The organism is Rhodoglobus sp. (genome assembly GCF_053580035.1).
Genome location: NZ_JBMDVL010000001.1, coordinates 1,648,135 through 1,662,033, shown reverse-complemented (window position 1 = coordinate 1,662,033; position 13,899 = coordinate 1,648,135). Strand labels below are relative to the sequence as shown.

Genomic DNA, 13,899 nt, shown 5'->3' with positions numbered 1-13,899 from the left:
ATAATGAGGAGATGACGTCCCTTACGTCGGCACGCGAAGCATTAGCTGCCGGTTCGTGGCAAGTCGCACGAACCGAATTTCTCGCTGTCACAAAGGAAACTCGCGACCCTCTTGCCTATGAGGGATTGGCGCAAGCCGCCTGGTGGCTCGACGATGGTGAAACCTGTGTCGGATCACGCGAATCTGCCTACCGACGCCACCGCGAGCTCGGCGATTCACTCGGGGCAGCACGCACCGCCACCAGTCTGGCATGGGACTCGTTGCTGTTCGGGCACGGCGATGCGGTAGCGCTCGGATGGTGGACGCGGGCCGAGTCACTCCTTGAGGGGCTCGACGAGTCCCCAGAACATGGTTGGCATGCGGTGCGTGAAGCAGAACTGGCGATGGAAGTCGGCCATGACCCCGACCGCGCATTGGCTTCAGCAGTGCGAGCATCCGACATCGCACGGCGACTCGACGTTGGCGACCTTGACGTGGTCGGCATGGCCCTCCAGGGCGTAGCGATGACCAGCGCCGGAGATCTCGAGGGCGGAATGGCCAAATTGGATGCCGCGGTGGCCGCAGCGACATCGGGCGACGTGGTCGACCCCATGTGGATGGGGAAAGTGTGCTGTTGGTTGATCGCCGCCTGCAACCAAAATAAGGATGTGACGCGTGCCGCTGACTGGTGTCGCCGCGTGGAAGCGATCTGTGTTGAACGCGATCTCGCTCCCCTCTTCACTGTGTGCCGCATCCAATACGCTTCCGTTCAGGTAGCCCGCGGATCGTGGCGCGAAGCCGAAGACGAACTCGTCGGCGTCATGGAACGGCTCTCATCGTCTCAACGCACTTCACGACTTGAGGCTGTTGTGCAGTTGGGAGAACTCCGCCGCCGCCAAGGTCGTTTCGATGAAGCCGAAGCCCTCTTTGCGCAAGCCGAATTTCATCCCCTCGCGATCACCGGCATCGCCCAGCTACGTTTAGCCAGCGGCGATACCGCGAGCGCTTGGACTGCTATCCGGGGGCTTCTGGATTGGCTGCCGCACAACAGTCGCATTGTTCGCGCCGACGTTCTTTATCTCGCCGTCATCATTGCTCACGCTGCCGCCAAGACCGAGCAGGCGCAACTCTTCGCGAACGAACTTCGCCATACTGCTGAACTGACAGGAACCGACTCCCTCATGGCATCCGCAGCTGCTGCCGCTGCCGCTCTTGCCCCACCGGTCGCCGCAGTCCCGCTACTGATCGAGGCGGTGCGACGATTCAATGCTGCCGGACTTCGCTTCGACGAAGCCCATACTCGCCTCGCGCTCGCGAAGGTGCTCCTCACGACAGGCGACCCGGCCGCGGCCCAACGTCACCTCGCCATCGCTACAGAAGTACTTTCCGAACTATCGGCGTTCGACGATCTCACCCAAGCGCGACAACTCGCCGCTGTCGCTGGTGAAGCGTCCGGTGAACCAACCGATAAACTGCTCTCTGCCAGAGAACTCGAAGTACTCCGGTTGGTTTCGCGAGGACTGAGCAACCCCGAAATCGCTACGGAACTCGTGCTCAGTGAGCACACCGTGCACCGGCACGTTGCCAACATCCTCACCAAGCTCGACCAGACCTCGCGCACCGGTGCGGCCTCCTACGCTATTCACTCCGGGATGCTCTAGTCGGCCCCAGTTGTCACACTCCCGAATTAGTCGCGTGCCGTCGCCACCGCCGCGTTTGGACCTCTCGCATCCAAGTGGCATCAGAGACCGGATGCGTCACAACATCGGTAAACCAGTACGTTTCGTCGGGGTTCCACCCGGCGATGACACTCGCGAAGCCGTCGTCGAGCGGGATAGCGACGCCAGCGGCAGAAAGGTAGGCAGCGAGGGAAAGGTGCACCGCATCGAAATCGTGGGCCACTCGCGACCAATCAGGCATCATCCATTTACCGTTTCGGCCGGTGGCGCGGTACCAGTCGTGGCGCCGGGTAGCGGTGACCTCGCGCGGGTATCGCCGGCAAAGCTCGGCCCAAGACTCTGCCGAAACAATTTCACACACGCGCGGAGTGCCTTCGACGGGCACGGGATGGCTATTCACCAGTCCATCGTCAGAGCGATCTTCGATCAACCAGAGACCGACCGGGCCCAGCTCTGGTAGCGCCCGCGTCGTCGCGCTGAGTCCGAACGGTGGCCTCGACCACCAGTCGCCTGAAAAATTGGCGGCGGGATCTGTCGGGCGTTCCCGAACCGCCGTCTGCTCGTTTTCATCCATTGCGGCAGACCACAAGCGAAGAGTCTCCGCTGCAGGCGGCGCCCCAGGCATCTGAAAGCGGGGGTCCTGAAATTTGACCGCCCACTGCTCGGCGGCCATGGGCCCGCTCCACCATTCGATTGACGGCAACGCGACAACATGATCCGCGATGCGTTCGAGAGCGTGATCGAGGCGGAAATCCAGCAACAGTTCATCGGTACCATCGGGCTCTTGCCAGTAGCGCGCACTGTCTACACAAACAGCGATAGCGTCGAGAAGATCCGCGACGCCAAGCAACGACAACGGAATGTTTTCGAGCGCTACTGCGACTTCCTCCGCAGAGGGTTCGGGAAGGGGGTCAGGAATGTTCCAACCGAAAATCGTTCCGCCCTGACCCCGTGCAGTTTCCAGATGATGCGCAGCATAGACCAGCACACTCCACAGCTCCGCGACTTCCGGAATCGCCAGAAGCCGCTCGGGCATGGCAGCGGCAAGACACAAGCGACGGCCGCGTGGTCCCGAAAGTAGAGTGCGAGCATCCAGAGGCATGGGATCAGGCTAAGTTGCGGATGCCCCAAAGTGAAGAGAAGTCGCAGAACCGCACGCATGCCAGTAGTCCCCCAGGACTACCCCCAGCGCACAACCTCATCCGCTCGGGGGACGCCGCCAAGCGACGGGGCTTCTACACTGGAAGACATGATTGAAATTCAAGGTTTGACCAAAAGGTACGGTGCCAAAACCGCCGTCGACAACATCACCGCGACCATCCGTCCCGGTCTCGTTACCGGTTTCCTCGGCCCCAATGGCGCAGGCAAGTCCACCACTATGCGCACGATCATCGGGCTTGACCGCCCTGATTCTGGCACCGTTACCGTGAATGGAAAACGGTACGCCGAACACCACAACCCGATGCACGAAGTCGGAGCCCTCCTCGACGCGAAGGCAATCCACACCGGCCGCACCGCCTACAACCACCTCCTTGCCATGGCTGCCACCCACGGAATCGGTAAAGCGCGAGTGCATGAAGTCATCGCGATGACCGGCCTCGAATCCGTTGCCAAGAAACGTGTCGGAGGGTTCTCGCTCGGCATGGGCCAGCGCCTCGGAATTGCCGCCGCGCTCCTCGGCGACCCCCAAACACTCATCCTCGATGAACCTGTCAATGGTCTCGACCCCGAAGGTGTGATGTGGGTGCGCAAACTCACGAGGCACCTCGCCTCAGAGGGTCGCACAATCTTCCTCTCCTCGCACCTGATGAGCGAGATGTCCCTCACCGCAGACCACCTCATCGTGCTCGGGCGCGGCCGCATCATTGCGGATGCTCCCGTTGGCGAGATTTTGGCGCTCGCAACTGGAACCGCGGTGCGGGTTCGCACACCACAGGCCACGGAACTCGCCAATCGACTCGCGGGCAGTGACGTTACCGTCACCAGCGTCGAAGGTGACCTTCTGACTATCGCCGGTCTGGCATCCGCTCAGATCGGTGAGGCTGCAGCACAGGCAGGCATCGTGCTTCATGAACTCACACCGCTCTCTGCATCGCTTGAAGACGCCTACCTAGAGCTCACACAAGATGACGTCGAATACCACTCGGAGGTTTCCCGATGACCAGCACCGCCCTCGAGACCGCACCGGCTCCCACAGCCAACCGCGCGACGAAACTGACTTTCCCCCGCGTTGTGCGCTCCGAATGGATCAAGCTGCGCACGCTTCGCTCGACCCAGTGGTCGTTTGTGATCTTCGTACTGCTCACGGTCGGCTTTGGCCTGCTCATGACAGCCACTCTCGACACCTCAGCAGGCCGAGCCCTTGACGCCGAAACGCAGAAATCGTTCACGGTGATGGTGGCAACGCTTGGCGTGAACTTCACGCAGCTTGTCGCCGCCGTACTCGGTGTGCTCATTATTAGCGGCGAGTACACGACAGGGATGATTCGTTCCACCTTTGCGGCGGTACCCAAAAGATTGCCAGCCCTCTTTGCGAAAGCGTTAGTGCTTGCGGTAGCCACTTTCGTGGTCGGCCTCGTATCAATCGTCCTCACGGCACTCGTGACCGCGCCGATACTCGCGAGCAAGGGCGTTGAAGGACAGCTTCTGGATGGCGAAGTGATGCGAGCACTCGTCGGCGGCGCCGGCTACCTGACTCTCATCGCCCTGTTGGCGTTTGCGTTCGGTGCCATTCTGCGCAACAGCGCCGGTGGTATTGCTACCGCGCTCGGGCTGATTCTTGTGGTTCCGACCGTGCTCGCGATTCTCTCGAGCGTCGCTCAAGCCACGTGGATCTACAACCTCTCGGCTCTCCTGCCGTCTTCCGCTGGCAGCCAAATGTATGCCATCGGTAGCGACTCCGCTGCTGGAGGTCCGCCGCTCGGAGGCATCGCCGACGACGTACTCACCCTCGACCCCACCCAGGGCTTCCTCGTGCTGCTCACGTGGGTTGTCGTGCTGAACATTGCGGCCGCCACACTCACCAAGAGCCGCGACGCCTAGCCTCCCGAGCGCCAACAGCGCACAGAAGCCGCGGGTTCACTCATAACCACAACACGGCAGAGTGGCGACAGCACAGCTGTCGCCACTCCCCCCTTACGGTGGCTGACGCGCGTGGCTAATCTGAAGTCATGAACGAATACGAGCACACGAAAGGCAAGGATGAGACGTCTGGCCGTCGAGGCTACGTCGGATTCATCGATTGGCTCAACCTCAAACTGTTGCCGATTCTCGGCACTCCCGGTCTGGGGCCATACGACAACGTCATTCAGCAAGTTAGTGACGCGCTGTGTCCTGTGTGTGGACAGCCGATGTCGGAACACTTCATTGATCATTCAACGCCGAACACAATTCTCAACTGCCCTGTTGAGCACCCGCCTGTTCCCGTCGACAATTCGCCAGTGAACGAACTCGGAATGAATATCGCCCCCACCGAGAACTGAGACGGTCGATTAGAGCGATCTGACTGGCGCGAGCCCGCCCAAAACAGCGTGTGAGAGAATCAACCATGGCTGAATCGTGGCGTCGCACACCGACCGAAAGTCCCGTCACCTTCGAGATTGATACCTCGGCATCCGTTCCGCCCTTTGAGCAGATCAAAGCACAGGCCATCGCTCAGATCGCCAGCGGCGAACTCCTTGCCGGCACCAAACTTGCCACTGTTCGTCAACTGGCCAGCGACCTCGGCATTGCACCCAACACTGTTGCTCGCGCCTATCGCGAACTTGAAGCAGACGGCTTCCTGCTCTCCCGTGGCCGAAACGGCACCGTCGTGAAGGCACGCCCCGGTGATGCTGCAGCGCTGCTCCAACTCGATGCGAAAGCATACGCCGACCGCGCCGCCGAACTCGGTATCAGCGCAGAAGAAGCCCAACGCTTCGTTTCCACCGCACTCTCCCTCTAGCCGCTGGCTGCAGTGCCTAACCTCGGCGGCTGCGCTCTTCTTTAGCGCAAAATCCCCAACTCGCGTGCCTGCGAAACCGCAGCGGTGCGCGACGAGACAGTCAGTTTCGAAAAGATGTGAGCCAAGTGCGACTTCACCGTCGTGTTCGACACAAACAATTCCGAAGCAATCAGCGCATTCGACTTACCTTCGGCAACCATCCCTAACACCTCGATTTCTCGCCTACTGAGACTGATCTGGGGTGCTCGCATCCGATCAAGAAGTCGACCAGCAATCACCGGCGCCAACGCGCTTTCCCCCGCGGCGGCGGCGCGCACGGCTGCAACGAGCTCGGCAGGTGGGGCATCCTTCAGCAAGTAGCCACTGGCACCCGCCTCCACCGCGCTCAAAATGTCACCATCGGTGTCGTAGTTGGTGAGCACCAGTACATAGGGCGCAGCTTCCAACGCTCGGATGCGACGCGTGACATCCGCACCCGTCTCGGCCGTGCCGAACTGCAAATCCATCAAGACAACATTGGGCACCTCAGATTGCACCAACGCGAAGGCTTCAGCGGGCGTCGCCGCTTCAGCAACCACCATGAGATCCTCCTCATGGTCGAGCAACGCTCTCAGCCCCGCCCGCACCACGGGGTGGTCATCCGCGATGACCAGACGAATCACGAGGTTGCCTCTGCAGCATCGACGACACTCTCGGCAGCGCTCGCACTCGCGCTAGAAGCACTCGGATCGACACTCCCGACAGCGTTCGCAACATCCTCCAGCGCTAGTTCTACCGTCATTGTCGTTCCTTTTCCCGGCGCAGAATCGATAGTCAGCGTGCCGTCGAGCTGCTCAACGCGCTCGCGCGTGGCGGTCAACCCGAAGGAATCAGAGAAACCTGCCGCGGTCTCTCCAGCGACTGCGGTGGAGTCAAAACCACGCCCGTTGTCTGCCACGACTAAAGTCACGCCGTCGGCATCCCGAGCAATCGAGATCGTCGCCTGGGTTGCCCCAGAATGTTGAACCACGTTAGCCATCGCCCCCTGTGCGATACGCAACAGCGCTGTCTGCATAGGCATCGGAAGATCAAGCGCATCAGCTACCCGAACTCGCACCTCACGATCCGAACTCTGCCACTGAGTGGCGGCAAGGCGGCGCAATGCTGCCCCCAGGCCCTGCTCAATGAGCGCACTCGGAGCCAACTCACGAATGAACCGACGGGTGTCGGTGAGATTCGTAGCCGCCGTCTCGCGGGCAAGCCGCACATGCTCACGACCTGCAGCATCCGGGTCAGCGCGTTCTGCCGCATGCAGCAACATCTGGATGCTCGACAGTCCTTGCGCCACGGTGTCATGAATTTCGCGCGCGAGTCGTGCTCGTTCCGCAAGCACTCCCGCTTCGTGCTCGGTCTGCGCCAACTGGTCGCGCGTCTCGAGGAGTTGCTTCATCAGTAGCTCTCGTTCCGCCGCTTCGGTTGCCAATGACTTGTAGCCAAGGCCAATCACTATCGCGACGCCGGCACCAACAAGGGGTCCGACAACTCCGCCGATTGTCCACCCCGAATGCAGTCCGAGCGCCACGATCGCGAGCCCGGTAGAGGTCAACACGGCCAGGGTTCGCCAACCACGCGGGAGAAGGTGGAGGTAAAGGAAGAAGAGAGGAAACACCAGATAGGCGGCATCTGGAATCAACCAGACCAGAACGAGCCATTCGCCGGAGAAGACAAGCAACCAAAGGTAGCCGCTCAGCGAGCGAGTCGTTGATGGCGTCGTCATGGTGCGTTTGGCCAGCACACCGCCGAAGACATAGGTCACGATCATGAGAGCGGCTAGCGCTATGACGATGCCGCTGTTGGGGTTGTTGCTAACCAGGGCACGCACGATCACGACCGCGGTCAGCGCCGCAAAAAGGATGTGCAAACTGGTGCGCAACCCGATAAAAACCGGGGTCAACGCGGTGTGGCTCATTGTTCGACCCTACTCTCGGCAACGGTCACTCCCATCCATCAAAAGGGTGATTTTTTGTGCCGTCCTTTGCTGGTGAAACTGCGTTCTTGCGGCCGATGCCCCCACGGCGAGGAACGAGGAATCTGGTAACTGTCGAATTCGCTCGACGCCGAAAGGATTCCCATGTTTGTTGCCTGGCGCGATCTGCGCTTTGCTCGCGGACGATTCGTGCTCATCGGCACTGTCGTCGCCCTCATCACTTTGCTAGTCGGCTTCCTCAGCGGGCTGACGGGCGGTCTGGCTGCCCAAAACGTGTCAGCGGTGTTATCAATTCCGGCCGACCAGCTCGTGTTCTCGCCACCGAGCAGCAAGGGTGAGTCCGAAGCGAGTTTTTCTGATTCTGCGATCACGGAGCAGCAAGTGCGCACGTGGGCTTCCGCGCCAGGCGTTGAGTCTGCGAACCCGATCGGTGTCACTCAGACGAAAGCCGAGTCAGCCAACTCCAGTGCGTCCATCGCCCTCTTTGGTGTGGTCGCGGGCTTTGATGACACCGCTCCCACTAGGGACGGCACCATCGGGCTGTCCGAGGATGCCGCGACAACGCTTGCTGTCACGAGCGGCGACACCGTCACCATCGCAGGCATCGACTACACGGTCGAGACGGTCAGCGGCAACTGGTGGTACAGCCACACTCCTGTCGCACAAGTGACCCTGAGTGACTGGCAGGCCTACTCCGCTGCCACGGGAAACCCCGACGCCTACGCCACAACCATCGCCGTCACGGGCGATACCGATTGGGATGCCGTGAATGCTGAAGCAGACACCATCAGCAACAGTGCGCTACTTTCACTGACCGCGGTCGGTTCATTTCGCTCAGAAATCGGATCTCTCCTCCTCATGGTCGCGATGCTGTTTGGTATCTCCGCCCTCGTAATTGGTGCGTTTTTCACCGTCTGGACGATGCAGCGCCAAGCCGATATTGCCGTACTCAAAGCGCTCGGCGCCTCTACGCCGTCCCTCGTCCGAGATGCCCTGGGCCAAGCGCTCGTCGTACTGCTCATCGGTGTCGGCATCGGCATCGGTGTGACAGCACTGCTCGGGGCTCTCCTGGGTAACGCTCTGCCGTTCATCCTGAACCCCTTCACTACCGTGCTGCCGGGGATTGTCATGATCACCCTCGGCCTTGCGGGTGCCGCTTTTGCTCTACGTTCCGTCACCACCGCCGACCCCCTCACTGCCCTAGGGAGCACCCGATGATCCACCTTGATGACGTCACACTGAGCTTTCCCGATGGAGACGGTCGCATCACCGCGGTCAACCATGTCAATCTCACCGCACGCCCCGGCACCGTCACCGGCATCACCGGGCCGAGCGGTTCGGGCAAGTCGAGCCTGCTCGCCGTGGCCGCTACCCTCATCAGGCCCGATTCCGGTCGCGTGCTCATTGATGACGTGGATGCCGCGCAATTGTCCCCCACTGAAGCAACAGTGCTGCGTCGCGACGCTATCGGTATCGTTTTTCAGCAGCCGAACCTGCTGCCATCGTTGACGGCGCGCGAACAGCTCGCGGTCATGAACGAGTTAGGTGCTCCCCGTAGCCGCCGACAGCGCGCTGCTGTGAAAGAGCATGCCGCTGAGCTATTGGATGCTGTTGGCCTCGCCGATCAGGCGCACAAGCGTCCCCACCAACTTTCGGGCGGTCAGCGCCAGCGCATCAACATCGCGCGAGCGCTCATGAATGACCCCAAGGTTCTCCTCGTAGATGAACCAACGAGTGCTCTCGATCAGGAGCGTGGCGCAAGCATCATCGAACTGATTCTGCGCCTCACCGATGAACGCAACACGTCAACGCTGCTCGTCACCCACGATCTGGTTCACCTGCCGCGGATGCACGCCGTCGTGAATATGGTGGATGGCGCTCTCAGCACGGTGCGCGCCGAAACCTTGGTTGCCGCCGGCTAGTGCCCGACCTCATCGGAATCGACGCCTGACCCGGGAACATCGATCGCCGCAATGGCTTCGAGATCGCGAGAGTCGAGTTCGAAGTCGAAGATCGCAATGTTGTCGGCCAGCCTTTCGGGGTTGGCCGACTTGGGGATCGCTACAAGACCGTTCTGCAGGTGCCAGCGCAGCGAGATCTGCGCCACTGAGCGCTCATGCTTCTGGGCAATTTCGAGCAATACCGGCTGGTCGAGCACTCCCTTGATGGGGCTCCACGCTTCCGTGACGATTCCGCGAGAGTCGTGATAGGCGCGCTCGGCTAGGCGAGCGTTGGTCGGCGACAGGTCAACCTGGTTGACAGCAGGAACGGTGGTTCCGGCATCCGCCAGCACATCAAGGTGCGCTGGTTTGAAGTTCGAGACACCGATGGAGCGCACAAAGCCGTCGGCTTGCAGCTGCTCGAATGTGCGCCAGGTGGAAAGAAACTTATCGAGTTCTGGTCGTGGCCAGTGGATCAGCAGCAGGTCAACATACTCCAGATCGAGGCGTTCGAGGCTGCCACGCAGCCCATCGATCGCGAGGTCATCGCCCTGAAAATCGCCATCGAGCTTGGTCGTAATAAAGAGTTCATCGCGGTCAACACCACTGCGACGGATGCCCTCACCAACGCCCACTTCGTTGCCGTAGCGCACCGCGGTGTCGATATGGCGGTAGCCGAGTTCGATCGCTGTCGGTACGACAATAGCTACCTCAGCATCGCTGAGTGGCCAGGTACCAAGGCCGAGCTGGGGAATGCTGTGGCCGTCGTTGAGCGCTATCGAGGGAATCATCCTCTTAGGCTAAACGACGGCCGTCACATTTCGGCGGTACTCGCTAGAGCGAGTTAGACCTCGAGTGCTGCCATGGCCGGGTCGGGGTTTCCGAAGCGGTGGGCGGTGATTGACAGCGACTGCTCCTGCAGGAAGATCAACAGTTCGACGCGACCGGATGTGGTGACCGGTCCCGACCACACCGCCATGTCGGGGTTTCCGTCAACGGCTTCAGCAAGATCGACAGCTGAACCGCCGATGAGGCGCACCCGGTTGGTGTTGAGCTCGCCATTCGCTGCGCGTTCGTTCCAGCGGGCATCCGACTCGACAACGACATCGGCGACCAGCACTGTAGCGTTTGCCGACTCGAACGATTCGGCGAGCAGGGACGGCAACGGAACAGCCGAGCTGATGTGAATGGTTGAGCCAACACGAGCAGCACCGGCAATCATCCGCACGAGGTGTCCCATGGGCTCACCCTCAGACAGGCGAACGGTGACGGGCACCGGACGGTAACGGAACACGTTGCGCTCCACGCCGAGGTCCGAGACGTCACGGCTAATACCGAACTCTGTTTCCCAGGCTCGCTGGTCGCTCTCGGCGGCACGGCGAACACGGTCGAACTCGGCGAAGTCCATTCCCGACTGGGCCTTCTTGATTACCGAAGACACCTGGTCGCTGAGCCCACGAACCTGAATATCGCGAGCGGCAGGCTGTTCGACGGCCTTCCACTGCCCGAGTGTCATCAGGTAGTTGGGTCCGCCAGCCTTGGCGTGGCAGCCAACGGCAGAACGCTTCCACCCACCGAAGGGCTGGCGACGAACAATGGCGCCGGTGATTCCACGGTTGACGTAGGCGTTTCCGGCCTGAACTTCATCGAGCCAGCGAGCAACCTCTGTGGGGTCGAGCGAGTGGATGCCCGCAGTCAGACCGTAGTCCACGGCGTTCTGCATCGCGATTGCTTCGGTGAGGTTCTTGGCGCGCATGACGCCGAGAACGGGTCCGAAGTATTCGGTCATGTGAAACTCGCTGCCAGAGACAACGCCGGTGCGAACTCCGGGAGTCCACTGCTTGCCTTCGTCATCAAGCTGACGTGGCTTCACGAGCCAGCTCTCGCCGGGAGCAAGAGTGGTGAGGGCGTTAAGCAACTTGCCCTGAGCAGGCTCAACGATCGGACCCATCATGGTGAGGGGATCCTGAGGGAGGCCAACACGCAGAGTGCGCACCGAGTCGACCAGCTGACGCTCGAAACGTTCGCTCCGGCCGACTGAGCCAACCAAGATGACGAGGGATGCGGCCGAGCACTTTTGTCCGGCGTGTCCAAAGGCACTCTTGGTCACGTCGGCGACGGCGAGGTCGAGGTCTGCGCTCGGCGTCACGATGATCGCGTTCTTGCCGCTCGTCTCTGCGAGGATCGGCAAGTCGTTGCGCCAGGAACGGAACATTGCGGCAGTTTCCCACGCCCCCGTCAGGATGACGCGGTCGACCGCGGGGTCGGCAATCATGATGCGACCGAGTTCACGATCCTTCAGATCGACGAAGGCGAGCACTTCACGCGGCACGCCCGCTTCCCACAGCGCTTCGACCATTACTGCGGCGCTGCGCTGCGAAAGCTTCGCTGGCTTGATGATGACGCCACTGCCCGAGGCGAGTGCTGAAAGCACGCTGCCGGCGGGAATGGCAACCGGGAAGTTCCACGGCGGAGTAACGACGATGAGTTTCGACGGCACGAACGTGGCGTCGTCGATCGCTTCAAGGTCGAGAGAGCGCTCGGCGTAGTAGTGCGCGAAGTCAATCGCTTCGCTGACCTCTACGTCACCTTCTGCAATGGTCTTGCCTGCTTCGTTGGCCATGACCTCGATGAGGCGGGCACGCGAGGCTTCGATCGCGTCGCCGGCGCGGTGCAGGATCGCGGCGCGCTCAGCGGCGGGCATGCCGCCCCAGTTCGCTCCGGCAGCGGTGACGGAATCGAGGATGCTCTTCATCTGCTCGGGAGTGCTGACAGCGCCGGCCGTGACGGTGTCAACGCCGAGCTGGGAGTCGCCGCTGCGCGCCAAGATCGCGCGACCCCACGTGCGGTTTTCGCCAATGGCGGGGTCAGTATCTGCGACGTTGTTGAAGGGACGGTCGCCGATGATCGCAGCAGGCGTGGAGCGGTTCTGCACGCGATTGGTGGTCTGGGCTGGCGTGTTGAGGTTAGCGAGCGAAGCCAAGAAACGGTCTTGCTCGCGCACGAAGATGTGTTCGTTGCTGGAAAGCTCGAACAGTCCAGACATGAAGTTCTCGGTGCTGGCGTTCTCTTCGAGGCGGCGCACGAGGTAGCTGATGGCCGAGTCGAACTCGCTCGGCTGAACAACGGGCGTGTACAGCAGCAGGCTGCCGACATCCTTCCTGACTGCTTCGGCCTGACCGGTAGCCATTCCGAGGAGCATCTCGAACTCAATGCCCTCGGTGACGCCGCGCTCTTGAGCGAGGTGCCAGGCGAACGCGATGTCGAAGAGGTTGTGGCCGGCAACTCCGATACGAACAGCGTCGATGTGCTCGGGGGTGAATGCCCAATCAAGCACGCGCTTGTAGTGGGTGTCACTGTCTTGCTTGGTGCCCCAGGTAGCCATCGGCCAGTGGTGAGTTACCGCGTCGACGTGCTCCATGGCGAGGTTGGCGCCCTTAACGACGCGCACCTTGATGTTGGCGCCGCCGCGAGCGCGACGAGCCGTTGACCAGGCGGTGAGTTCCTTGATCGCGTCAAGCGCGTCTGGTAGGTAAGCCTGAAGAACGATACCGGCTTCGAGTTCGAGCAGTTCCGGCTGGTCGAGAAGCTTCTCGAAGACCGCGATGGTGAGGTCGAGGTCTTTGAACTCTTCCATGTCGAGGTTGATGAACTTCTTCTGCGGCGAGCGCAGCGCGAGCAGGTAGAGCGGGGTGAGGCGGTCAACAACACGGTCGACAGTCTCATCGAAGGCCCACATGGAAAGCTGCGACACAACCGACGACACCTTGATGGAGACGTAGTCAACGTCATCCCGGTTCAAGAGGGCACGGGTGCCGGCGAGACGGTTGTCTGCTTCGTCATCACCGAGCACGGCTTCACCGAGCAGGTTGAGGTTCAGGTTCACACCCTCGCGGCGAAGGTGAACGAGGGCTTTGTCGAGCTTGGCTGGGGTTGCATCGATGATGAGGTGACCGACCATGCCGCGGAGGACGCGACGCGCAATCGGAACGATGATCCACGGCAGAAGTGGCGCGAAGCCACCACCGACGAGGATGGCGAAGCGGAGGTACCACGGCAAGAAGGCCGGAATGATGTGGGTGAGGCGCTCAAGGTTGCGGCCAGCGACTCGCAAATCTTCGGGACGCACAACGGTGTCAATGAAGCCAAGAGTGAACTCGAGTCCGTTCGGGTCTTTCAGTACACCGGCGAGGCGCGTGGCACTCGCATCGGTGGGAAACTCTTCACTTTCAGCCAGCCAGCGACGAACGGTGGCTACCGTTTGGTCGGCGATCTGCTGGTGTGAAGCATCAAGGTTGTCGGTATGAGTTGACATGCTCACGAGAATAGGCCTCCGAACGGGGTTGTGGCTGGAACTCTCAGTGTGTGCCCCATGGTGCCTTTAGCAAAAGC

General features: G+C 61.1%; 12 protein-coding genes. 7 read left to right on the top strand and 5 right to left on the bottom strand.

The features are described 5' to 3' along the window. Positions 1-11: 11 nt before the first annotated feature. On the top strand, positions 12-1,640 hold the full coding sequence (locus tag ACOH1Z_RS08170; protein ID WP_449647943.1) for a LuxR C-terminal-related transcriptional regulator: 1,629 nt from the start codon (positions 12-14) through the stop codon (positions 1,638-1,640). Between the two features lie 13 nt (positions 1,641-1,653). Here the strand turns inward: ACOH1Z_RS08170 and ACOH1Z_RS08165 are convergent, their stop codons facing one another. Then, complete coding sequence (locus ACOH1Z_RS08165) at positions 1,654-2,760, bottom strand: hypothetical protein (protein WP_449647942.1); 1,107 nt, start codon at positions 2,758-2,760, stop codon at positions 1,654-1,656. Between the two features lie 147 nt (positions 2,761-2,907). On the opposite strand from ACOH1Z_RS08165, the gene ACOH1Z_RS08160 reads away from it, so the two are divergent. From ACOH1Z_RS08160 to ACOH1Z_RS08145, 4 genes are all read left to right on the top strand, one after another. After that, the gene (locus ACOH1Z_RS08160; RefSeq protein WP_449647941.1) at positions 2,908-3,819 is read left to right on the top strand and encodes an ATP-binding cassette domain-containing protein; all 912 of its coding nucleotides are present in this window, start codon (positions 2,908-2,910) and stop codon (positions 3,817-3,819) included. Next, positions 3,816-4,700, top strand: coding sequence for an ABC transporter permease (locus tag ACOH1Z_RS08155; RefSeq protein ID WP_449647940.1), 885 nt, complete (start codon positions 3,816-3,818; stop codon positions 4,698-4,700). Before ACOH1Z_RS08160 ends, ACOH1Z_RS08155 begins: the two co-directional genes overlap by 4 nt. Positions 4,701-4,828: 128 nt before the next feature. Further along, entirely contained in the window at positions 4,829-5,140 is a 312-nt protein-coding gene (locus ACOH1Z_RS08150; RefSeq protein ID WP_449647939.1) for a hypothetical protein, read from the top strand. Between the two features lie 65 nt (positions 5,141-5,205). After that, on the top strand, positions 5,206-5,601 hold the full coding sequence (locus ACOH1Z_RS08145; protein ID WP_449647938.1) for a GntR family transcriptional regulator: 396 nt from the start codon (positions 5,206-5,208) through the stop codon (positions 5,599-5,601). Between the two features lie 41 nt (positions 5,602-5,642). On the opposite strand, the gene ACOH1Z_RS08140 is transcribed toward ACOH1Z_RS08145, so the two are convergent. Together ACOH1Z_RS08140 and ACOH1Z_RS08135 are read right to left on the bottom strand one after the other, a co-directional pair. Then, the gene (locus ACOH1Z_RS08140) at positions 5,643-6,263 is read right to left on the bottom strand and encodes a response regulator transcription factor (RefSeq protein ID WP_449647937.1); all 621 of its coding nucleotides are present in this window, start codon (positions 6,261-6,263) and stop codon (positions 5,643-5,645) included. Beyond that, the gene (locus ACOH1Z_RS08135; RefSeq protein ID WP_449647936.1) at positions 6,260-7,549 is read right to left on the bottom strand and encodes a sensor histidine kinase; all 1,290 of its coding nucleotides are present in this window, start codon (positions 7,547-7,549) and stop codon (positions 6,260-6,262) included. The genes ACOH1Z_RS08140 and ACOH1Z_RS08135 overlap by 4 nt, the downstream gene beginning before the upstream one ends. Before the next feature lie 162 nt (positions 7,550-7,711). On the opposite strand from ACOH1Z_RS08135, the gene ACOH1Z_RS08130 reads away from it, so the two are divergent. After that, the gene (locus ACOH1Z_RS08130; RefSeq protein ID WP_449647935.1) at positions 7,712-8,785 is read left to right on the top strand and encodes an ABC transporter permease; all 1,074 of its coding nucleotides are present in this window, start codon (positions 7,712-7,714) and stop codon (positions 8,783-8,785) included. Next, a complete protein-coding gene (locus tag ACOH1Z_RS08125) occupies positions 8,782-9,489 on the top strand; it encodes an ABC transporter ATP-binding protein (protein WP_449647934.1) in 708 nt (235 codons plus the stop codon). The genes ACOH1Z_RS08130 and ACOH1Z_RS08125 overlap by 4 nt, the downstream gene beginning before the upstream one ends. On the opposite strand, the gene ACOH1Z_RS08120 is transcribed toward ACOH1Z_RS08125, so the two are convergent. Then, positions 9,486-10,298: an aldo/keto reductase gene (locus ACOH1Z_RS08120; protein WP_449647933.1), complete on the bottom strand. Its 813-nt coding sequence runs from the start codon at positions 10,296-10,298 to the stop codon at positions 9,486-9,488. The genes ACOH1Z_RS08125 and ACOH1Z_RS08120 overlap by 4 nt on opposite strands. Positions 10,299-10,351: 53 nt before the next feature. After that, a complete protein-coding gene (locus ACOH1Z_RS08115) occupies positions 10,352-13,822 on the bottom strand; it encodes a bifunctional proline dehydrogenase/L-glutamate gamma-semialdehyde dehydrogenase (protein ID WP_449647932.1) in 3,471 nt (1,156 codons plus the stop codon). Positions 13,823-13,899: the final 77 nt, after the last annotated feature.